A 20,674-nucleotide genomic window follows, 5' to 3' on the forward strand; every position below is an offset into this window, starting at 1 on the left:
GCGCTAGGATCTTGGCTCATGGATGTCACCACGGCAGAACCACTGACCACGGCCGGTCACCCGACCGAGCCCGACGTGCCCGCGGTGGACCTGGACACCGAAACCGAGGCCGACCGCGCCGAGCGCTTCGAACGCGACGCGATGGTCTACCTCGACCAGCTCTACGGTGCCGCGATGCGGATGACCCGCAAGCCCGCTGATGCCGAAGACCTGGTGCAGGAGACCTACGCCAAGGCCTTCGCCTCCTTCGCCCAGTTCACCCCCGGTACCAACCTGAAGGCGTGGCTGTACCGGATCCTGACGAACACCTACATCAACACCTACCGCAAGGCGCAGCGCCAGCCGAAGATCGGCGGCGACGGTGAGGTGGAGGACTGGCAGATCGCCCGCGCCGCAGAGCATTCGGCCACCGGCCTGCGCTCGGCGGAGGTCGAGGCGCTGGAGGCCATGCCCGACACCGTCGTCGTCGAGGCACTCAACAAGCTCTCGCCCGACTTCCGTGAGGCGGTGTACCTGGCCGATGTCGACGGGTTCGCCTACAAGGAGATCGCCGAGATCATGGGCACCCCGATCGGGACGGTGATGAGCCGGATCAACCGTGGGCGCAAGCAGCTGCGCGAGCACCTCACCGACTACGCCGCCACCATGGGCATCGGCCCCGGCGCAACAGAAGGGGAGTGACCACCATGACCCTCCACGTGGCCCACCACCACCACGGCGGCGACGAACCGCACGCGCACGACGCCTGCGTCGAGGCCCTCTCGCGCATCCAGGAGTTCCTGCACGGCGAACTGGACGAGGACACCTCCGACGTCATCCGCGAACACCTGCAGGCCTGTGAGTCCTGTCTGGACACCTATGACGCGGAGACTGCCATCGCCAACCTGATCCGTCGCTCCATTCCGACCCAGGCGTGTCCGGATTCACTGCGAATGCGGGTGATGAGCATGCGGGTCACGACGGTGACCACCGTGATCACCACGGAAGGATGACAAAGGGCCCAACCCGGAACGGGAGGGCCCTTCACTGTGCGTGGCGACGGTCAGGCGTTGGGACGCTTGCCGTGGTTCGCACCCTTCTTGCGACGCGCTCGGCGCTTGCGTCCGGTCTTGCCCATCGTGGCCTCCAAGAGTGTGGTGAGTGGATCATGCATGCCGGTTCCGGCACGGCTGCCCATTCTGCCAGATCCACGACGCCAGCACGAACCGAGGATCCCTCTAGACTGGCGAAATGGCCTTGTTGTCCCAGTCGATGCTCGACCACACCACGCTCGATGACTCGGACCAGCAGTGGTTGCGCGACTTCGTCAACGAGTGGCAGATGCTGGCCGACACCTCCTTCAGTGACCTGATCCTGTGGGTGCCCGACCGGGACGAGTCGATCTTCTGGGCAGCCGCCCAGACGCGGCCGTCGACCGGTCCCACCGCCCTGGAGGACGACGTCGTCGGCGACAGCATCCACTACGACCACGAACACCTGGTCACCGAGGCGTTCCTGTCCGAGACCATCGTGGAGACCAGCGACAACCAGTTGCGCTCCGGCATCCCGGTCGACGTGTGGGCGATCCCGATCCTGCGCCGTGCCCGGGTCATCGCGGTGGTGGAGCGGCACACCAACCGGATGGGTGTGCGTGCCCCCGGCTCACTGGAGGACGCCTACCTGGAGGCCGCCGACGCGCTGTCGGTGATGGCCTGGCGGGCCACCTACCCCGTGCAGCCGCCCTCCGACCCCTCGATCAGCCCCCAGGTCGGCGACGGGATGATCCTGCTGTCGCAGTCCGGCATCATCGCCTACGCCACCCCCAATGCCGTCTCGGTGTTCCGGCGGCTGGGCTGGGCCGGTGACATGCAGGGCGAAGACCTGCGCCGCATCGCCCTGCACGTGCTGAACTCCTCACCCCAGATCGGCCAGACTGTGGTGCGTGACATCACCGGGCTGCAGGTGCGCGAGTTCGACCTGGAGACCAATGAGGCCAGCAGCCGGGTGCGCGTCGTGCCGCTGTTCGGCCTCGAGGGCCCGATCGGGACGATGGTGCTGTGCAGCGACACCACCGAGCTGCGGCACCGCGACCGGGCGCTGATCACCAAGGACGCCACCATCCGCGAGATTCACCACCGGGTCAAGAACAACCTGCAGACGGTCGCGGCCCTGCTGCGGCTGCAGGCCCGCCGGATCAGCTCACCGGAGGCCCGCCGCGCGCTGCAGGACGCCACCGGACGAGTGCAGGCGATCGCGGTCGTCCACGAGATCCTCTCGCGCACCTTCGACGAGGACGTGGCGTTCAACGACGTGGTCGACAAGATCCTGCAGATGGTCGGCGACGTGGCCGCCGCGACCAATGAGGTGCAGGCACGCCGGCAGGGCGACTTCGGGATGATCCCGGCCGGGACGGCGACCTCGTTGGCGCTGGTGATCACCGAACTGTGCCAGAACGCGGTCGAGCACGGGCTGCGCCGCGAAACCGGTGTCGTCACCGTCCAGCCGACCCGCCACGAGCAGGAACTGGAGGTGGCCGTCATCGACCAGGGACTGGGCATCACCGACCCGGTGGACATCAAGGGGTCGAAGAGCCTGGGCCTGTCGATCGTGCGCACCCTGGTGAGCGACCTGCACGGCAGCTTCGAGCTGGTGAACAACCCCGATGGGGAGCCCGGCGCGCGGGCGGTGGTGCGGATCCCGATCTGATTCGGGTCCGGGGTCAGGAATTGCGCAGCCGGCTGCGGGCCTGGCGACGCTTCATGGCGCGACGTTCGTCCTCACTGAGGCCACCCCACACACCGTGGTCCTGACCAGCCTCCAGGGCCCAGGCCAAGCACTGCTCGCGTACTTCGCAGCGCATGCAGACCTTCTTGGCCTCCTCGATCTGGAGGATGGCCGGTCCTGTGTTGCCGATCGGGAAGAACAACTCGGGGTCTTCCGTCAGGCAGGCCGCCCGGTGGCGCCAGTCCATGGACTCGCTCTCCCATCATCCGTCGTGCGCTTGACACACCACAACAAAAACGACCAGCCCGTCCGGGCCAGTCGTGGACCACCCCACCTGCAGGGTGAAACCCATTCAGTCTAGGCACCCGTGACCCGCCTGACAAGGGGGGCCGCTCCGGGTTCCTGCGACTACAGTAGTCGGGTGGCCAAGCAAATGTCAGTAGAACGCCCGGGGAGATCCCGCCCGTTGCTGGTGGCGCTCGCCATCACCGCCCTCACCGCGGCACTGCTGGTGGCGCTGGCCGTCTTCGTGATGGCCCAGGGGCACGGCCGGTTCTCGTTGGGCGTCGGCGCGGCGCTGCTGGGCTACGGCGCTCTCGTGGCCGCCATCGCGTGGCTGGGGTGGAAGAGGCACCCGCTGGGCTACGGCCCGCTGGTCGGCGTCACCCTGCTGCACGGCTGCGTGGTGGCCTCCACCGCCTGGGGTAGCCAGGCCTGGTGGCTCTGGTTCGGCCTGCTGCCGGCGCTGGTGGCCATCGTCTGCCTGCTGGCACCGGTGGTCCGTGAAGAGTTCGGACGAACCGGGGCGCGCTAGCCGGTCAGGCGATCCTGCGGGCCCCGGCGGAGGGGACCGCGGTGAACCACTCGGGGGCTGCGTAGCCCGCCGCGGCGAAGGCCTCGGCGATGGCGCGGCCGACCTGGTCACCGGTGCCCATCGGGATGAGCGCGATGATGCAGCCGCCGAACCCGCCGCCGGTCATCCGGGCACCCAGGGCGCCGTGCTCGCGTGCCGTCTCGACCGCCAGGTCGACCGTGGGCACGGTGATCTCGAAGTCGTCCCGCATCGAGGTGTGCGACTGGTCCAGCAGCGGGCCCAGTTCCGCGAAGCGACCCTCGCGGGCCAGTTCCACCGCCTCGAGCACCCGCTGGTTCTCGGTGACCACGTGGCGGGTGCGGCGCACCAGCTCCTCGTCCGGGCCGAGCGTGGCCAGGGCCTCGTCCAGGTCGGTGACATCACGCAGCGCGGCGACCCCGAGCAGGCCGGCGGCGCGTTCGCAGGCCGCCCGACGGGCGGCGTACTCCCCGTCGACATGGCTGTGCGGGGTGTTGGTGTCGAGCACCAGGATCTCCAGGCCGACCCCGGCCAGGTCCATCGGCACCTGCGTGGTCTCCAGGGTGCGGCAGTCCATGAACAGGGTGTGGCTGCTGGTGCACAGGGTGGAGGCGGCCTGGTCGAGCAACCCGGTAGGGGCACCGACGTAGGCGTTCTCGGCGCGCCGGGCCAGGTGGGCCCGGTCGATCAGGTCGATCTCCAACCCGAACAGGTCGACCATGGCCGCGATGGTGGCACATTCCAGGGCAGCTGAACTGGACAGCCCGGCCCCGATCGGCACGGTGGAGGCGACCACCAGGTTCACCCCACCCACGTGGTGGCCGGCCTCCCGCAGCGCCCACAGGCACCCGGTCAGGTAGTCGGCCCACACCCGGGGTCGCGCCCCGGGGGCGTCGAAGGGAACCAGGTCGTCCAGGGCCACCTCGACGGTCTCGTCCAGGTCCATGGAGGTGACCACCACCCGGTCATCCTCGCGGTGGCCCGCTGCGACCATCGCAGAGCGGGTCAACGCGAAGGGCATCACGAAGCCGTCGTTGTAGTCGGTGTGTTCACCGATCAGGTTCACCCGGCCGGGGGCCTCCCAGACCCCGGCGGCCGCGGTCCCGCAGCGCTCGGCGAAACCGTCCAGCACCTGCTGGCGGCGATGGCCGTGCTCGGCAACGGCATCAGGGGCCTGGTTCATTCGTCGTCCTCGTCGTCGAGACGGGCCAGCCAAGTGGCCAGTCGTTCGGTGGAGGCCTCGAACTCCGGGTGCAGGTCGACGAAGGTGCGCAACTGTTCGGCCAGCCAGGCGAACGAGACCTCCTCGTCGCCCCGGCGTGACTCCAGTTCCTCGATGCCGCGGTCGGTGAAGTACATCTCAGAGGCCTTCGAAGGAGCCGGCCATCAGGTCGTCCTCCTGGTCCTTGTGCACGCGGATGGAACCGACCGCCGGCGCCGAGGCGCTGGAGCGGGCCACCAGTTGCATGTCGAAGCCGAAGTTCGGCAGGTGCTGGGCCAGCGCGTCGGGCAGGTGCAGCTTCATGAAGTGCCAGGCGCCCTGGTTCTCGGGCTCGTCCTGGACGAACTTGATGTCGCGGACGTGCTGGTAGCGCTTGAGGATCTCGGCCAGCGCCTTGTCCGGCAGCGGGTAGAGCCGCTCCAGGGCAATGATCGCGACCTTGCCGTCCAGCCCAGCCTTCTTGCGGTGGGCGACCAGGTCCCAACGGACCTTGCCGCTGCACAGGATCACCCGCTGCACGCCAGCGGGGTCGGCGATGGTCGGGTCGTCCAGCGCAGGCTCCCACTTGCCCGAGGTGAACTCCTCGGGCTGGGAGGCAGCCAGCTTGTTGCGCAGCATCGACTTGGGGGTGGCGATCATCACCGGACGGTGCCAGTTGACGTAGGCGTGCTGGCGCAGCAGGTGGAAGTGGCTCGCCGCAGTCGAGGGCTGGCAGACCGCCAGGGCGTTCTCGTTGCACAGCTGCAGCCAGCGTTCGATGCGCGCCGAGCTGTGGTCGGGGCCCTGGCCCTCGTGGCCGTGGGGCAGCATCAGCACCACGCCCGACTTCTGCGTCCACTTGGCATTGCCCGAGCTGATGAACTCGTCGATGATCGTCTGGGCGCCGTTGGCGAAGTCACCGAACTGGGCCTCCCACAGCACCAGCGCGTCGGGGCGGGCCACCGAGTAGCCGTACTCGAAGCCCATCACGGCGTACTCGCTGAGCAGGGAGTCGTAGACCTCGAAGGAGGCCTGGTCGTCGCTGATGTGGCGCAGCGGCAGGTACTCCTCGTTGGTCACCCGGTCGACCACGGCGGCGAAGCGCTGGGTGAAGGTGCCTCGGCGGGAGTCCTGGCCGGTGAGACGGACGGGGCGTCCCTCGAGCACCAGCGAACCGAACGCCAGGATCTCGCCGGTGGCCCAGTCGATCGGGCCCTCCATGATCTGCTTGGCGCGCCGCTCCAACTGGGGCAGCACCTTCGGGTGGATGGTGAACTCGTCGGGGAAGGTGGTGTGGGCGTTCGCGATCGCCTGCATCTGGGCGGGGGTGATCGCCGTGCCACCGGTGCTGGAGCCGGACTTGTCCGGGTAGAACGGCACCTGGCGGTAGTCATCGTCGGGCACGTCGGCCTGGCGGGCCTCCTTGAAGACGTCCTCGAGACGGCTGCGGAAGCGGTCCATGACCTGCTCGGCATCCTCGATGGAGATGTCACCACGACCGATCAGCGACTCGGTGTACAGCTTGCGGGTCGAGCGCTTCTGCTCGATCAGGTCGTACATCTTGGGCTGGGTGAAGCTGGGGTCGTCGCCCTCGTTGTGACCGCGGCGGCGGTAGCAGATCAGGTCGATGACCACGTCCTTGTTGAAGGCCTGGCGGTACTCGAAGGCCAGCCGGGCCGCCAGCACGCAGGCATCGGGGTCGTCGCCGTTGACGTGGAAGACCGGCGCCTGGATGGTCTTGGCCACGTCGGTGCAGTACGTCGAGGACCGCGACTCGCTCGGCGAGGTGGTGAACCCCACCTGGTTGTTGACGACCAGGTGGATGGTGCCGCCGGTCTTGTAGCCGCGCAGCTGGCTCATCTGCAGGGTTTCGTAGACGACGCCCTGGCCGGCGAAGGAGGCATCGCCGTGCATCAGGATCGGCAGCACACCGAAGCCACCGCCGAGCACGTCCTGCTTGGCGCGGGCGATGCCCTCGAGGACGGGGTTCACCGCCTCCAGGTGGGACGGGTTCGCGGCCACCGAGGCCTTCACCGTGGCCCCGGAGGGAGCGGTGAAGACACCCTCGGCGCCGAGGTGGTACTTCACGTCGCCAGTGCCCTGGGAACTGCGCGGGTCGATGTTGCCCTCGAACTCGCGGAAGATCTGGCCGTACTTCTTGCCGATGATGTTGGCCAGCACGTTGAGCCGGCCGCGGTGCGGCATGCCGATGGCGACCTCGTCGAGCTCGTTCTCGGCGGCCCGCTCACAGATCTCGTCGAGCACCACGATGGCTGACTCGCCACCCTCGAGCGAGAACCGCTTCTGGCCGACGAACTTGGTCTGCAGGAAGGTCTCGAAGATCTCGGCCTCGTTGAGCTTGTCCAGGATGCGCAGGTGCTCCTCGCGCGGCAGCGACACCGCGGCCCGCTCGAAGCGTTCCTGGAACCAGACCCGCTCGGTGAGGTCGGCGATGTGCATGTACTCGATGCCGAGGGTGTGGCAGTAGGAGTCACGCAGGATGTCGAGGATCTCGCGCAGGGTCAGGTAGGCGCGGCGCTGGCCACCGAAGTGGCCCACGGCGAACTCCCGGTCGAGGTCCCACAGGGTCAGGCCGTGGGTGTCGAGCTCGAGGTCCTCGTGGGTGCGGGCCTGGTATTCCAGCGGGTCGGTGTCGGCAGCCAGGTGCCCGATCTGGCGGTAGGCCTGGATCAGTTCCACCACGCGGGCGGCCTTGGGCACCTGGTTGGTGCGGTGGCCGGAGACGTCATTGGCCCAGCGCAGCGGGGTGTAGGGGACGCGCAGGCTGGTGAAGATGTCGTCGTAGAAGTTGTTGGCACCCAGGAGCAGTTCGTGGATGAGCTTGAGGAACTCACCGCTCTGCGCGCCCTGGATGATGCGGTGGTCGTAGGTCGAGGTCAGGGTGGTGACCTTCGAGACGCCCATCTCATTGAGGCGGCTCTGCGAGTTGCCCTGGAATTCCGGCGGGTAGTCGATCGAGCCCATGCCCAGGATCACGCCCTGGCCCTGCATCAGTCGCGGCACCGAGTGGTTGGTGCCCAGCCCGCCCGGGTTGGTCAGCGAGGCGGTGATGCCCTGGAAGTCGGCGATCTCGAGCTTGTTCGAGCGGGCCTTGCGGACCAGTTCGTCGTAGGAGGCCCAGAACTGGGCGAAGTCGAGGTTGCCGGCGTCACGGATGGCGGGCACCACGAGTTGGCGGGTGCCGTCGGCCTTGACCTGGTCGACCGCGAGGCCCAGGTTGATCACGTCGTTGACGACCAGGGTCGGCTTGCCGTCGACCTCGGCGTAGGCGTTGTTCATTTCGGGGATGGCCTTCAGCGCCTGCACCATCGCGTAGCCGACGATGTGGGTGAAGCTAATCTTGCCGCCCTTGGAACGGCGCAGGAAGTTGTTGATCATGCTGCGCTGGTCAATGACCAACTTCATCGGCACCGAACGCACCGAGGTCGCCGTCGGCATGGACAGCGAGGCGTCCATGTTCTTGGCGGTGCGCATCGGCGCACCCTTCATGACCTGGTTGACCGGGCCGCTGCTGGTGCTGGCCGGACGACGGCTCGGGTCGGGCCGGTCGGCCGACAGCGGCGGGGTGCTGGGCTGGGCGCTCGGGGCCGCCGCCGCCTTGGGGGTGGGTGCGGGGGCTGGTGCCGGCTTGGCGACCGGGGCTGCCTGGACCGGGGCTGCCTGGACCGGGGCTGCCGGTGCCGGGGCAGGAGCCGCCGCCGGGGCAGGAGCCGCCGCCGGGGCAGGAGCCGCCGCCGGGGCAGGAGCCGCCGCCGGGGCAGGAGCCGCCGCCGGGGCAGGAGCCGCCGCAGGGGCAGGGGTCGGGGCCGGCGCGGCAGCCGGTGCCTCCTGGGTGGTGGTGGCCGGGGTCCGGCCGTTGGCCGCCTCGGCACTGAAGAATGCCCCCCAACTCTCGTCCACTGACTTCGGGTCTTCGAGGTACTGCTCGCGCATCTCGTCGATGAGCCAGTCGTTCGCACCGTAATCGAGGGAGTCTGTCTGCGACATGTCGTTCCTGGGGGCCAAGGCCACCATTGCCTTCTTCCGCTGTGTCGAAGCTTCCGGGCGTCAGTGCCCGCCATGGTGGACTCTATCGGGATTTTTTCCCTGCCCCGAACCGAAACACCATTGCTGGGAAGGCTCAGTCCTCTTCGGTGAAATCATCGGCCGGCTCGCTGGCCCGCAGCGGTGGTTCGGGCTCGTCGGCCGGCTCGCCGGGGGCGGTCAGGTCGGCCCACACCCACACGGTGGTCACCAGCATCATCACCACCAGCAGCAGGTTGCGTGCGACCAGCAGTCCCATCGCCGGCAGCTGCGGATTGGCCCCGACGATGTGGCCGTACCAAACCGGGTAGACCTGCTGGGTGCCGAAGGCCGCCAGCAGCGTGCCGGCGGCGAGCAGGTGGGCCCGCAGTCGCATCGTGCGGGTGTGCGCCAGGGCCAGCAGGGCCGCCACCGGGGTGCCCAGCCACAGCAGGTACTGCGGTGAGAGGGTCTTGTTGGCCACCAGCATCGCCAGCACGATGCTGGTCATCGCCAGCGCAGCCAGGTCGGCGGGCAGTTGCTTGCGGACCAGGGCCACCACGGCCATTCCCGCCGCCGAGAGCACGGCCAGCACCATCACCACGTCGGAGAAGGTCATCCAGTTCTCGGTGCCGGGGCCGAAGATCTCGAAGGCGTTGTACTTGCTCATCTCGACCCGCCAGGGTGACGCGTTGCCCTGTTTGGCGTGCTGCCACATCAGCAGCGAGGCGGGCACCGACTCGACCTGCAAGCCGCGGTCGCTCTGCCAGGTGAGCGGGGAGACCAGCCGGTCCCAGCCGCCGTGCAGGAAGGCCAGCCCCGCCAGCGCGAAGCCGGTCGCGCCGAACCAGAAGGTGCGCAGCAGCGCGGGTCGCGATCGTCCGAGCAGGGGGGCGATCAGCATGGCCGGCCACAGCTTGAGCCCCGCACCGATCGCCACCAGGGCCCCACTGACGCGCGGGTGGCGGCTGATGTACAGCGCAGCCATCCCCACCGCGAAGGCGGGCACCATGTCGTAGCGGAACCAGATCAACGACCCGAAGAACGTGACGAAGGCATTCCAGAACAGCAGGGCGCGCAGCGTCCCACGGCGGAACAGGGCGATGCAGAACAGGGCATCGAGGCCGAACATGGCCAGCCCGAAAGCCAGCGAGTACGAGTTTGACCCACTGCCCAGCAGCGTCAGCGAGTCCAGGAACCAGACCACCGGCAACGGGTACTCGATCAGGGTTTCCTGGATGGTGCGGTCCCCGGACAGCCACCACAGGTAGTAGTTCACGTCGGAACGGATGAACTCGTACTTGGTGGCCCACAGGTGGAAGATCCAGGCCCGGCTCAGCACGAACAGCAGCACCCAGACCCAGACCGCGCCGAGCTGGCGACGGACGTGGCGCCACCACGGCGGGGGAGGGTGGCCGTGCCCGTCGTCGTGCCTGGCGAACAGCCACCGGGAGCGCGCCGCGGCCTCCTGCGGGGGCGGCGCGGCGATCGTGGGCTCGGGGGCTGCGGCGTGCCGGCCGGTGGCCTGCCCCCCGCTCATGCGGCGACCTTTTCGGGGGCCGGGCTCGCCGGTTCACTCGTACGGCGGCGCAGGAAGCCCAGCACCCAGGCCAGGTTCCAGCACAGCAGTGCCACGATCCCGATGTTGCGCACCACCAGCACCAGGGTCACCGCCGTCATGCCCAGGGTGCCCTGCACCAGCGGGCCGTAGCCGATGGGGTAGACGAGCTGGGTCAGCGCGGTCAGGCCGAGCACCACCCAGCCCATCCGCACCAGTCGCCGCTGGTCGACGGCGTGCACGCGGGAGCGTTCCCGGCCGGTGTGGTCGAAGGAGACCACCGCGAAACCGGCCGCCAGCGGCCCCCCGAGCCACATGATGTACTGCGGCGAGAAGGTCTTGTTGGTGATGATGATGATCAGCACGACCAACAGCATCAGCGCGGCCGACTCGATCAGGCGACGCCTCGGCAGCCGCCACCACAGGATGTAGATCACCACCGCACCCAGGTAGCCGATCATCGTCGACAGGCTGGCCAGGGCCACCAGCGCACCCACCCCGGGGCCCACGATCTCGAAGGCCTGGAAGGTCGAGATGCCGACCCAGTACTGGTCGGGGACGAAGACCCGGGCGAGCATCGGCAGGCTGGCCCAGATGGACTCGACCTGCAACTGGCGACCCGACTGCCAGGTCAACGGCGACAGCAGCCGGTCCCAGCCGGCCCACAGCAGTGAGATCAGCGCCAGGATGCCGCCGAACCCGAACACCCCGATGGTGGACCGCCAGGCCGACTTCTTGTCCAGGCACAGGGCAGGCCACATCAGCGCCGGCCACAGCTTGGTGGCGGCACCGGCGCCGATGAACCCACCGGCCAGCCAGTAGCGGCGCTTGGTCAGCGAGACCAGCGCCCAGCCCGACAGCACGGCCGGGATCAGGTCGAAGCGCAGGTAGGCGGTCGGCCCGACCAGGGCGAGGAAGGCGGTCCAGAACAGCAGCGCGTGGGAACGCAGCCGCCCCCCATTGCGCCACATGCTCCAGGAGAAGCCGATGTCGAGCGCCAGCATGCAGCCCACGAACGCGATGACGTAGCCGATCTTCGTGCCGAAGCCCAGCAGGTAGGGGATCTGCAGCAGCCAGATGACCGGGGTGGGGTATTCCACCAGCGTCTGCTCGGGGCCCACGGCGGCCAGTTGGTCGATCTTCGACCAGTAGTAGATGACATCGCCCTGGGTGGACGGGGCGATCAGGAGCCAGACGCCGAAGACCGCCAGGCGGGCGATGACCCACACCCAGAACAGGTGCTTGCCGTCCTGGGCCCACTCAGACCCGGGGAAGCCGGTGATCCGGTAGCGCCACCGGAGCAGGCGGCCCGGCTCGGGTGGGGTCACGGCGAGCCTCCTGGTCGGGATCTCGATGGTCGTGCGCCCCCGGCAGGATTCGAACCTGCGCTCCCGCCTCCGGAGGGCGGTGCTCTATCCCCTGAGCTACGGGGGCTCGGAGGATTGCTCCTCCGGCCGGTTGGGCCTGACCAACAGTAGCAACAACACCGCGGGGCGGCGAACGCACGGTTCCGGCGGGTCGTGGCCGGTAGTCTGCCCGGGTGATGAGCGGCAGGTGTGTGAATCGGTGGCGGGCAGTGTGGTGTGCCCTGGTGCTGGGCACGGCACTGCTGCTGGGCGGGTGCGTCCAGCCGGCCGAACCGGCGCCGGCCGTGATCCGCGAGGCGGCCCCGCCGTGGGATGCCCCCCGGGATGCGATCAGCTACATCCGGCTCGCCGGCATGCCTGAACTGCCGCTGGACGACCGGACCGACCCCTGGGTTGTCCGGCTCGCGATCAGCATCGATGGGCAGGCCGTCGAGATCCCGGCCTACGTGGGGATCGATCGTCCGCGGGCTGTGCAGGCCCCGGTGCACACCCACGACACCTCCGGCGAGGTCTGGCTCGAGGGGCAGGGCAACCGGCAGGTGAGCCTGGCCGACTTCTTCACCGTCTGGGGGGTCCGCCTGTCCGAGGACTGCCTGGGCAATGCCTGCGGCACGCTCACGGTGACCGTCGACGGGTCCGCCGCCACCGACCCACCCGCCGAACTGCTGCTGTGGGGCATCAAGGACGTCGAGGTGGCCCTCACCAGCTGAACCACCCGCTCGCGGACCGGGATGCACCCGCTGGCAGGGCGTGGAAGAATCGGGGACTGCGCCGCGATTCGGCGCGTCCCCGACCCCAGGTGATCCATGACCCACACCCACGTAGCCGGCGCCATCCACGCCGATGTGTCCTCCCCGGGCCCGCAGTGGCTGCAGCGCCCCGTTGACGCCAACTCCCTCGACCCCCAGTTGTGGAGCCGGACCGTCAGCCGTGACGAGTCCGGGCAACTGCAGGTCGGCGGGGTCGCCGCTGACGCCCTGATGGCCCAGCACGGTTCACCCCTGTACGTGGTCGACGAGTCGGACCTGCGCTCCCGGGCCAGGGCCTTCGCCGAGGCCTTCACCGGTTGGGACGTCTACTACGCGGCCAAGGCGTTCATCTGCCGGGCCGTCGGGCGGTGGGTCAGCGAGGAGGGTCTGGGCATCGACGTCTGCAGCCTCGGTGAACTCACGGTCGCCCTCCAGGCCGGGATCGACCCCGCGCGGATCGGCCACCACGGCAACAACAAGTCGGTCGAGGAACTCGAGCTGGCCGTGACCAGCCGGGTGGGACGCATCATCGTCGACTCCCTGCAGGAGATCAGCCGCCTCGAGGAACTGTGTGCCCGCCACCAGGTCACCGCACGGGTGCTGGTGCGGGTCACCGCCGGCGTCGAGGCGCACACCCACGAGTACATCGCCACCGCCCACGAGGACCAGAAGTTCGGCTTCTCGATCACCAACGGGCAGGCCATGGTGGCCATGGTGCGCTGCCACGTCAGCCCCCACCTGGAACTGCTCGGCATCCACAGCCACATCGGTTCGCAGATCTTCGCCACCGACGGTTTCGAGGTCGCGGCCCGGCGGACGATGAAGCTGCTGCACCAGTTCACCGATGCCACCGGCGCCGAACTGGCCGAGCTCGACCTCGGCGGTGGCTTCGGCATCCGCTACACCGAGGCCGACTCCCCGGCCACCCCCGACGAGCTCGCGGGCAACCTGCGCGAGATCGTCGAACACGAGGCCCGCGCCTACCAGATGCAGGTGCCGCGGATGTCGATCGAACCGGGTCGTGCCATCAGCGGCCCCTCGACACTGGCCCTCTACACGGTGGGCACCATCAAGCCCGTGGACCTCGACGGGGGACAGCAGCGCCTCTACGTGTCGGTCGACGGCGGCATGAGCGACAACATCCGCCCGGCGCTGTACGCCGCGCAGTACTCCGCCGTGCTGGCGAACCGGGTCACCGACGCCCCCACGGTGCTGAGCCGCGTGGTGGGCAAGCACTGCGAGTCCGGCGACATCCTCGTCCACGACGTCTTCCTGCCCAACGACATCGTCCCCGGCGACGTGATCGCGATCCCGGCCATGGGTGCCTACTCGCGCGCCCTGGCGAGCAACTACAACCACGCCACCAAGCCGGCTGTGGTCTCGGTCCGTGACGGGCAGGTCGCCACCCTGCTGCGCCGCGAGACACTCGAGGACCTGCTGGCCTTCGATGTGAGCTGAAGGGAACAACCATGACGACTGCGACCCCTGAACTGCCCACCCTGCGCGTCGGGATGCTGGGCTGCGGCACCGTCGGCTCCCAGGTGGCCCGGATCATCACCCAGCAGCACGACGACCTGGCCGCCCGCACCGGTGCCCACGTGGAACTGGTGGCCATCGCCGTGCGCGACGCCTCCAAGGACCGCCCAGGCATCGACCCTGCGCTGTTCACCCAGGACGCGGCCGGGCTGGTCGCCCGCGACGACCTCGACATCATCATCGAACTCATCGGTGGGGTCGAGTCCACCCGCGAGCTGGTCGCCACCGCACTGTCCCGGGGCACCAGTGTTGTCACCGCCAACAAGGCCCTGCTCGCTGCCCACGGCGCCGAACTGACCGGCATCGCCAACCAGACCGGTGCCGACCTCTACTACGAGGCCGCCGTCGCCGGTGCCATCCCGATCCTGCGGCCGCTGCGCGAGTCGCTGGTCGGTGACGAGATCACCATGGTGATGGGCATCGTCAACGGCACCACCAACTACATCCTCGACCAGATGACCACCACCGGAGCCGACTTCGACGACGCTCTGGCCCAGGCCCAGGGACTGGGGTACGCCGAGGCTGACCCGACCGCCGACATCGAGGGGCATGACGCCGCCGCCAAGGCGGCGATCCTGGCCTCGCTGGCCTTCCACACCCGGGTGAGTGGCGACCAGGTCTTCTGCGAGGGCATCAGCCACCTCACCGCCGCCGACATCGAGGCGGTCACCAGGCTCGGCTTCGTCCTGAAGCTGCTGGCCGTTGCCCAACTCACCCCCGAAGACCAGGTCAGCGTGCGGGTGCACCCGGTCATCCTGCCGAACAGCCACCCGCTCAGCTCGGTGCACGGCGCCTACAACGCGATCTTCGTCGAGTCCCGCGAGGCCGGTCGGCTCATGTTCATGGGCCCCGGTGCCGGTGGCGCACCAACCGCCTCGGCGGTGATGGGTGACCTGGTCACCGTGGCCCGCAACCGCAAGCGCGGTGTCGCCGGCCACGCCCCCAGCGGGTACACCGACCGGGTGGTCGCACCGATGGGCGGCACCGAGTGCCTGTTCTACCTGCGCTTCGACGTCGACGACAAGCCGGGCGTGCTGGCGCAGGCCGCCAGCGTCTTCTCGCGCCGCGGCGTCTCCCTGCAGACGGTCTCGCAGATCGCGAAACTCGAGGGCCCCGCGGGCCACGAACAGCCGCTGGCCACCCTGGGCATCATGACCCACGAAACCCAGGAGCAGGTCATCCAGGAATGCGTGGCCGAACTGCAGGCCGAACCATTCCTGCACGGCGAGGTCCGCCTGCTGCGCGTCGAGGGCATGGCGTGAGCACGGTAGGGGTGCGGGTCCCGGCGACCTCGGCGAACCTGGGGCCCGGCTTCGATGCCATGGGCCTGGCGCTGGACTGGTACGACGAACTGACCCTCACCCCCGAGCGGGAGCTCATCGTGGAGGTCACCGGCGAAGGGGCCGACCGGGTCCCGCTCGACAAGCGCCACCTGGTGGTGGCGACCATCCGCCGGGGGCTGCGGGCCTTCGGCGACGACCCCGACCGGGGCTTCCGGCTGCGCTGCACCAACACCGTGCCGCACTCCCGGGGCCTGGGCTCGTCGGCGGCCGCGATCGCCGCCGGCTACGGCCTGGCCTGGGGACTGGCCCGGCCCGACCAGGCCCCCGACCTGGACTGGATCTGCGACTTGGCCTCCGAGGACGAGGGGCACCCCGACAATGCGGCCGCCGCGGTCCACGGCGGGGCCGTGCTCGCCTGGGGGCGTTCGGACGCCGCCGAGGACGCCGCCCCCGGCACCGTCACCGGAGTCGCCCGGCTGCAGCTCGACCCGCGGGTGCGGGTGCGGGTGTGGATCCCGGAGTTCGAACTGCCCACCGCCCAGGCCCGGCAGGTGCTGCCCGAGACCCTGCCCCGGCCGCAGGTCATCGCGCAGGCCAGTCGCGCCGCGCTGCTCGTCCATGCGCTGGCCCAGGCCCCGGAACTGCTGCACGAGGCCACCTTCGACTGGTTGCACCAGCAGCAGCGCGGGTCCCTGATGCCGCGCAGCCTCGACCTGCTGCACCGGCTGCGTGCCGCCGGGGTGGCCGCCGTCGTGTCCGGGGCCGGCCCGACCGTGCTGGCGCTGGGCACCGTCGAGCAGCTGGCCGCCGCCCAGGAGATTGCCCACACCGGCTTCGCGGCCCACGACCTGGCCATCGGTGGTGGTCTGGAGGTCAACGCGGGGTGAGCCGGCGCCGGGTGATGGACATCGGCGCCGCGGCTGCTACGCTTGTGCAGACGCAATGACACCGAGCGATTCTCACGGTGTCAGGGTTTCCCTTTCGGGACCGGCTCGTTCGCGGTTGTGATTGCCGCTCCTCCATGTGATCGAGGAACCTCGCCTGCCATGAGCCGGGTGCGGTGGCGCATCGAACACACGTCCCGAAGTTCACCAGTCCTGGATTCAACGACCGTGGACGGGTGCACCCCATTGCGAGGAGCCATGCAGGTCGTGTGGCATCCATTCCGGAAGGAAACGAGTGAGCGAACAGTCCCAGGCTGGCGGCCTCGAGAAGAAGCTGCTGCCCGAACTGAAGTCGATGGCCACCCAGTTGGGCATCAAGGGCACCAGCGGAATGCGCAAGTCTGACCTTGTCGCCGCGATCCGCGCCTCCGGTGGGCAGCAGGACGGTGCGACCCGTCGACAGGCCCCCCAGCAGGATCAGGTCCCCCAGCAGGACCGGGACCAGCGCAGTGCCCAGCGTGGGGCGCAGGCTGAATCGTCCCCGGCGGCAGACAAGCTCGCCGTCGCCGCCCACCCGGTGCTGGTCGACCGTTCGGAGCAGTCCGACAACCAGTCCCGTGAGCGCCGCCGCCGGCGCCGGGGTGATGATCGTCCCAACGCCAACCAGTCGGGTTCCGAGGCGAGTTCGGGTGCCTCGTCCAACTCGACGGCCGACGAGGTCGGCGCCCGGCTGGCGGCACTGGCCACGGGTCAGCCCGTCGAGGGTGGGGCCCAGCAGCGTGATGGGGGCAACCGCGACGGGTCCGGTGACCAGCAGCGGCGCGACAACCAGTCGAACCAGAACCGGTCGAACCAGGCCAACCGGAACCAGCAGAACCAGAACCAGCAGAACCAGAACCAGGGCGGCAACGACTTCGACGACGACGGTGGTCGACGTGGCCGCCGCCGTCGCCAGCGTGACCGGCAGAACCGCCGCAGCCGCGGTGGGGCCGCGGAGCGGATGGAGGCCGAACCCACCGTCAGCGATGACGACGTCCTGGTCAACGTCTCCGGCATCCTCGATGTCACCGACAACTACGGCATGGTGCGCACCACGGGGTACCTGCCCGGGCCCAATGACGCCTACCTTTCACTCGCCCAGGTGCGCAAGTACGGACTGCGCAAGGGCGATGTCGTCATCGGTGCCCAGCGGATGGCCCGCGAGGGCGAGCGACGCGAGAAGTACAGCCCGTTGGTGCGGGTGGACACCATCAACGGTGTCGCGCCCGAGCAGATGGCCAACCGCCCTGAGTTCAACAAGCTCACCCCGCTCTACCCCCAGGAGCGGCTGCGACTGGAAACCACCCCGGGCAACATGGCCGGGCGCATCATCGACCTGGTCAGCCCGATCGGCAAGGGCCAGCGTGGCCTGATCGTCTCGCCGCCGAAGGCCGGCAAAACCATGATCATGCAGCAGATCGCCAATGCGATCACCGCCAACAACCCCGAGGTCCACCTGATGGTGGTTCTGGTGGACGAGCGCCCCGAAGAGGTCACCGACTTCCAGCGCACCGTCTCCGGTGAAGTGATCTCCTCGACCTTCGACCGGCCGGCGACCGACCACACCATGGTCTCGGAGCTGGCGATCGAGCGCGCCAAGCGCCTGGTCGAGCTCGGCCACGACGTCGTCGTCCTGCTCGACGGCATCACCCGACTGGGCCGCGCCTACAACCTGGCGGCACCGGCCTCGGGGCGCATCCTGTCCGGTGGTGTCGATTCAGCCGCGCTCTACCCGCCGAAGAAGTTCTTCGGCGCCGCCCGCAACATCGAGAACGGCGGCTCGTTGACCATTCTGGCCACCGCGCTGATCGAGACCGGTTCCCGCATGGACGAGGTCATCTTCGAGGAGTTCAAGGGCACCGGCAACATGGAACTGCGCCTGCAGCGCCAGCTCGCCGACAAGCGTATCTTCCCGGCCATCGACGTCGATGCCTCCGGCACGCGTCGTGAGGAACTGCTGCTGGGCCGCGAAGAGCTGGCCATCATGTGGAAGCTGCGCCGGGTGCTGTCGGGGCTGGAGGACCAGCAGGCCCTCGAAATGCTGCTCAGCCGACTGCGCAAGACCCAGACCAACAACGAGTTCCTGGTGGTCATCTCCAAAACCACACCCAACCCCGAGGACGGCCGCTGAGCCCGACGGGCTGCGATTTGGGTCGGTGGCGGCGCCGCGGGTATCATTGCTCGGCGGTGCGGTTCACGCCACGTCCGACCCGGACAGAGTCTCGCTGGTTCACCCCCGAACCAGGGCTCGGCGACCCGGACCTATACGAGGAGAAATCATGAAGCAGGGTATCCACCCCGACTACGTCGAGACCACCGTCTCGTGCACCTGCGGCAACACCTTCACCACCCGCAGCACCGCCGTCGGCGGCTCGCTGTCGGCTGACGTGTGCGCCGAGTGCCACCCGTTCTACACCGGCAAGCAGAAGATCCTGGACACCGGCGGCCGCGTGGCCCGCTTCGAGCGCCGGTACGCCAAGAAGAAGTAGGTCCAGCCACCAGGGACGCCCGGAGCCAGCTCCGGGCGTCCCTGCTGTTTTCCCCCGAACACCCGCGACCTACCCAGGAGCTGTGATGGACCTCGAGCGATTTCCCACCGCCGCGGCGACGCTGCAGGAGTACGAGGACCTCGAAGGCCAGCTCGCCGATCCCGACCTGCACACCGACGTCGCCCGCAGCCGCAAGGTGGGTCGCCGCTTCGCCGAACTGGGCCGGGTGGTCAAGGCCATCCGCGAGTACGAGGCGCTGGCCGACGACCTGGCCGCCGCCGGTGAACTCGCCGACGAGGACCCCGGTTTCGCGGCCGAGGCGAAGGAACTGGGCGACCAGCTCACCACCGCCGGTGAGCGGCTGGCCGAACTGCTGGCCCCCCGCGACCCCCACGACTCCAGCGACGCGCTGGTCGAGATCAAGTCCGGTGAGGGTGGCGAGGAGTCGGCCCTGTTCGCCCGGGACCTGTTCGAGATGTACCAGCGCCACGTCGAGGGCCGCGGCTGGAAGGTCGAGGTGCTCGACGACCAGACCACCGACCTGGGCGGGTTCAAGTCGATCACCTTCGCGGTCAAGGCGCCGGCCGCCGGTGACGTGATGCCCTACGGCCTGCTGAAGTTCGAGGGCGGGGTCCACCGCGTGCAGCGCGTGCCGGTGACCGAATCTCAGGGACGCATCCACACCAGCGCCGCCGGGGTGCTGGTGATGCCCGAGGTCGAGGACGAGGACGTCGCCATCAACGACGACGACCTGCGCATCGACGTCTACCGCAGCTCCGGGCCCGGCGGGCAGGGCGTCAACACCACCGACTCGGCCGTCCGGATCACCCACCTGCCCAGCGGCATCGTGGTCAGCTGCCAGAATGAACGTTCCCAACTGCAGAACAAGGAGTCGGCGATGCGCATGCTGCGCGCTCGGCTGACGGCCGCCGCCGAGGAGCAGGCAGCGGCCGCCGCCTCGGATGCCCGCAAGTCGCAGGTGCGCACCGTGGACCGCTCGGAGCGGATCAGGACCTACAACTTCCCTGAGAACCGCATCGCCGACCACCGCATCGGCTTCAAGGCACACAACCTCGACCAGGTCCTCTCCGGTGAACTGGGACCCCTGCTGGACGCCCTGCAGGCCGCCGACCTGGCTGAGCGGCTGGGTCGCGCCGAATGAACCGCCCGCCCGTCCACGTGGCCATCGCCCTGAACTGGGCCCGCGCCCAACTGGAGGCGGCCGGGGTTGCCTCACCCTCGGCCGAGGCCCGGACGCTGCTCGCCCACGCTGCCGGGGTGGGACTGGGTGAGCTGGTGCTGATGACCCGGCTCGCGCCCGAGGCGGGGGAGCGGTTCGCCGACCTGGTCGACCGCCGCGCCGCCGGCACCCCGGTGCAGCACCTGACCGGCGTGGCCCACTTCCGCACCGTGGGGGTGGCCGTCGGACCGGGGGTGTTCATCCCGCGCCCGGAGACCGAGGTGATGGTGGGCTGGGCGCTGGAGGCGATCGCCGGCCTGGCATCACCGGTGGTGGTGGAACTGTGCACGGGCTCGGGTGCGATCGCCCGGGCGCTGGCCGCCGAGGCCCCGCAGGCGAGCATCCACGCCGTGGAACTGGACCCCCCGGCGGCCCGCTATGCCGAGCGCAACCTGTTCGGGACCGGCGTCGACCTACGGGTCGGCGACATGGCCGACGCATTCGGCGACCTCGACGGCACCGTCGACCTGGTCATCAGCAACCCGCCCTACATCCCCCTGGAGGCATGGGAATCGGTGCAGGCCGAGGTGCGCGACTTCGACCCCGGGGCGGCGCTGTTCTCAGGCCCCGACGGCCTGGACGCCATGCGGGTCGTGGCCCGGGTCGCCGCCCGCCTGTTGGTCCCCGGGGGTGTGGTGGCCGCCGAGCATGCCGAGGTGCAGCACGACAGTGCCCAGCAGGTCTTCCTCGACCACGGTGGCTTCACCGGGGTGCGCGACCACCAGGACCTGACCCGACGTTGGCGGTTCGTCACGGCCACGCGGATCTGA

Annotated in this window: 19 protein-coding genes and 1 tRNA gene; 12 read left to right on the top strand and 8 right to left on the bottom strand. The window is 69.3% G+C overall.

Translation table 11 applies throughout. From position 1 onward, the window contains the following. Positions 1–18 precede the first annotated feature (18 nt). Complete coding sequence (locus ACQE3C_RS00130) at positions 19–681, top strand: sigma-70 family RNA polymerase sigma factor (RefSeq protein WP_434537164.1); 663 nt, start codon at positions 19–21, stop codon at positions 679–681. Between the two features lie 5 nt (positions 682–686). After that, positions 687–992: a zf-HC2 domain-containing protein gene (locus ACQE3C_RS00135; RefSeq protein WP_434537165.1), complete on the top strand. Its 306-nt coding sequence runs from the start codon at positions 687–689 to the stop codon at positions 990–992. A 50-nt stretch (positions 993–1,042) separates the two neighbouring features. Here the strand turns inward: ACQE3C_RS00135 and ACQE3C_RS00140 are convergent, their stop codons facing one another. Further along, positions 1,043–1,117 (bottom strand): 50S ribosomal protein bL37, encoded by a 75-nt coding sequence (locus tag ACQE3C_RS00140; protein WP_369797015.1) that lies wholly within the window; start codon positions 1,115–1,117, stop codon positions 1,043–1,045. A gap of 113 nt (positions 1,118–1,230) precedes the next feature. On the opposite strand from ACQE3C_RS00140, the gene ACQE3C_RS00145 reads away from it, so the two are divergent. Next, the gene (locus ACQE3C_RS00145) at positions 1,231–2,685 is read left to right on the top strand and encodes a sensor histidine kinase (RefSeq protein ID WP_434537166.1); all 1,455 of its coding nucleotides are present in this window, start codon (positions 1,231–1,233) and stop codon (positions 2,683–2,685) included. A gap of 13 nt (positions 2,686–2,698) precedes the next feature. Here ACQE3C_RS00145 and ACQE3C_RS00150 read toward each other — a convergent pair whose 3' ends face one another. Further along, a complete protein-coding gene (locus tag ACQE3C_RS00150; RefSeq protein WP_434537167.1) occupies positions 2,699–2,950 on the bottom strand; it encodes a WhiB family transcriptional regulator in 252 nt (83 codons plus the stop codon). Positions 2,951–3,175: 225 nt separating this feature from the next. Here ACQE3C_RS00150 and ACQE3C_RS00155 point away from each other — a divergent pair, with 225 nt between their 5' ends. Further along, positions 3,176–3,517 carry a hypothetical protein gene (locus ACQE3C_RS00155; protein ID WP_434537168.1) on the top strand — a complete coding sequence of 114 codons (342 nt, stop codon included), beginning with the start codon at positions 3,176–3,178 and terminating at the stop codon, positions 3,515–3,517. A 4-nt stretch (positions 3,518–3,521) separates the two neighbouring features. Here ACQE3C_RS00155 and galK read toward each other — a convergent pair whose 3' ends face one another. The 6 genes from galK to ACQE3C_RS00185 all read right to left on the bottom strand — a co-directional run bounded on the left by galK (position 3,522) and on the right by ACQE3C_RS00185 (position 11,751). Further along, positions 3,522–4,718 carry a galactokinase gene (gene galK / locus ACQE3C_RS00160; RefSeq protein ID WP_434537169.1) on the bottom strand — a complete coding sequence of 399 codons (1,197 nt, stop codon included), beginning with the start codon at positions 4,716–4,718 and terminating at the stop codon, positions 3,522–3,524. After that, entirely contained in the window at positions 4,715–4,894 is a 180-nt protein-coding gene (locus ACQE3C_RS00165; RefSeq protein ID WP_434537170.1) for a DUF6104 family protein, read from the bottom strand. The genes galK and ACQE3C_RS00165 overlap by 4 nt, the downstream gene beginning before the upstream one ends. A gap of 1 nt (position 4,895) precedes the next feature. Beyond that, a complete protein-coding gene (locus tag ACQE3C_RS00170) occupies positions 4,896–8,771 on the bottom strand; it encodes a multifunctional oxoglutarate decarboxylase/oxoglutarate dehydrogenase thiamine pyrophosphate-binding subunit/dihydrolipoyllysine-residue succinyltransferase subunit (RefSeq protein ID WP_434537171.1) in 3,876 nt (1,291 codons plus the stop codon). 106 nt (positions 8,772–8,877) lie between these two features. Then, the gene (locus ACQE3C_RS00175; protein ID WP_434537172.1) at positions 8,878–10,299 is read right to left on the bottom strand and encodes a glycosyltransferase 87 family protein; all 1,422 of its coding nucleotides are present in this window, start codon (positions 10,297–10,299) and stop codon (positions 8,878–8,880) included. Next, a complete protein-coding gene (locus tag ACQE3C_RS00180) occupies positions 10,296–11,645 on the bottom strand; it encodes a glycosyltransferase 87 family protein (protein WP_434537173.1) in 1,350 nt (449 codons plus the stop codon). Before ACQE3C_RS00180 ends, ACQE3C_RS00175 begins: the two co-directional genes overlap by 4 nt. A gap of 34 nt (positions 11,646–11,679) precedes the next feature. After that, a tRNA-Arg gene (locus ACQE3C_RS00185) sits at positions 11,680–11,751 on the bottom strand. Between the two features lie 157 nt (positions 11,752–11,908). Here ACQE3C_RS00185 and ACQE3C_RS00190 point away from each other — a divergent pair. The 8 genes from ACQE3C_RS00190 to prmC all read left to right on the top strand — a co-directional run bounded on the left by ACQE3C_RS00190 (position 11,909) and on the right by prmC (position 20,674). Then, positions 11,909–12,394 carry a hypothetical protein gene (locus tag ACQE3C_RS00190; protein ID WP_434537174.1) on the top strand — a complete coding sequence of 162 codons (486 nt, stop codon included), beginning with the start codon at positions 11,909–11,911 and terminating at the stop codon, positions 12,392–12,394. Between the two features lie 96 nt (positions 12,395–12,490). Next, a complete protein-coding gene (lysA, locus tag ACQE3C_RS00195) occupies positions 12,491–13,891 on the top strand; it encodes a diaminopimelate decarboxylase (RefSeq protein ID WP_434537175.1) in 1,401 nt (466 codons plus the stop codon). Positions 13,892–13,902: 11 nt separating this feature from the next. Continuing rightward, complete coding sequence (locus tag ACQE3C_RS00200) at positions 13,903–15,231, top strand: homoserine dehydrogenase (RefSeq protein ID WP_434537176.1); 1,329 nt, start codon at positions 13,903–13,905, stop codon at positions 15,229–15,231. Next, a complete protein-coding gene (gene thrB, locus ACQE3C_RS00205; protein ID WP_434537177.1) occupies positions 15,228–16,139 on the top strand; it encodes a homoserine kinase in 912 nt (303 codons plus the stop codon). Before ACQE3C_RS00200 ends, thrB begins: the two co-directional genes overlap by 4 nt. Before the next feature lie 292 nt (positions 16,140–16,431). Continuing rightward, complete coding sequence (rho, locus tag ACQE3C_RS00210) at positions 16,432–18,306, top strand: transcription termination factor Rho (RefSeq protein WP_434537178.1); 1,875 nt, start codon at positions 16,432–16,434, stop codon at positions 18,304–18,306. A 148-nt stretch (positions 18,307–18,454) separates the two neighbouring features. After that, positions 18,455–18,664: a 50S ribosomal protein L31 gene (rpmE, locus tag ACQE3C_RS00215; RefSeq protein WP_434537179.1), complete on the top strand. Its 210-nt coding sequence runs from the start codon at positions 18,455–18,457 to the stop codon at positions 18,662–18,664. Positions 18,665–18,749: 85 nt separating this feature from the next. After that, entirely contained in the window at positions 18,750–19,826 is a 1,077-nt protein-coding gene (prfA, locus tag ACQE3C_RS00220; RefSeq protein WP_434537180.1) for a peptide chain release factor 1, read from the top strand. Further along, the gene (prmC, locus tag ACQE3C_RS00225; protein ID WP_434537181.1) at positions 19,823–20,674 is read left to right on the top strand and encodes a peptide chain release factor N(5)-glutamine methyltransferase; all 852 of its coding nucleotides are present in this window, start codon (positions 19,823–19,825) and stop codon (positions 20,672–20,674) included. The genes prfA and prmC overlap by 4 nt, the downstream gene beginning before the upstream one ends.

The sequence above is a fragment of the Aestuariimicrobium sp. Y1814 genome, from assembly GCF_050113895.1.
Taxonomy (GTDB): domain Bacteria; phylum Actinomycetota; class Actinomycetes; order Propionibacteriales; family Propionibacteriaceae; genus Aestuariimicrobium.

Excerpts from the sequence above, each read along its gene's own strand:
- ACQE3C_RS00170 (WP_434537171.1), bottom strand. The coding sequence starts at position 8,771 with ATGGTGGCCTTGGCCCCCAGGAACGACATGTCGCAGACAGACTCCCTC.
- prmC (WP_434537181.1), top strand. The coding sequence starts at position 19,823 with ATGAACCGCCCGCCCGTCCACGTGGCCATCGCCCTGAACTGGGCCCGC.
- lysA (WP_434537175.1), top strand. The coding sequence starts at position 12,491 with ATGACCCACACCCACGTAGCCGGCGCCATCCACGCCGATGTGTCCTCC.
- rpmE (WP_434537179.1), top strand. The coding sequence starts at position 18,455 with ATGAAGCAGGGTATCCACCCCGACTACGTCGAGACCACCGTCTCGTGC.
- ACQE3C_RS00135 (WP_434537165.1), top strand. The coding sequence starts at position 687 with ATGACCCTCCACGTGGCCCACCACCACCACGGCGGCGACGAACCGCAC.
- ACQE3C_RS00145 (WP_434537166.1), top strand. The coding sequence starts at position 1,231 with ATGGCCTTGTTGTCCCAGTCGATGCTCGACCACACCACGCTCGATGAC.
- ACQE3C_RS00175 (WP_434537172.1), bottom strand. The coding sequence starts at position 10,299 with ATGAGCGGGGGGCAGGCCACCGGCCGGCACGCCGCAGCCCCCGAGCCC.
- ACQE3C_RS00150 (WP_434537167.1), bottom strand. The coding sequence starts at position 2,950 with ATGGACTGGCGCCACCGGGCGGCCTGCCTGACGGAAGACCCCGAGTTG.
- prfA (WP_434537180.1), top strand. The coding sequence starts at position 18,750 with ATGGACCTCGAGCGATTTCCCACCGCCGCGGCGACGCTGCAGGAGTAC.
- ACQE3C_RS00165 (WP_434537170.1), bottom strand. The coding sequence starts at position 4,894 with ATGTACTTCACCGACCGCGGCATCGAGGAACTGGAGTCACGCCGGGGC.
- ACQE3C_RS00130 (WP_434537164.1), top strand. The coding sequence starts at position 19 with ATGGATGTCACCACGGCAGAACCACTGACCACGGCCGGTCACCCGACC.
- galK (WP_434537169.1), bottom strand. The coding sequence starts at position 4,718 with ATGAACCAGGCCCCTGATGCCGTTGCCGAGCACGGCCATCGCCGCCAG.
- ACQE3C_RS00200 (WP_434537176.1), top strand. The coding sequence starts at position 13,903 with ATGACGACTGCGACCCCTGAACTGCCCACCCTGCGCGTCGGGATGCTG.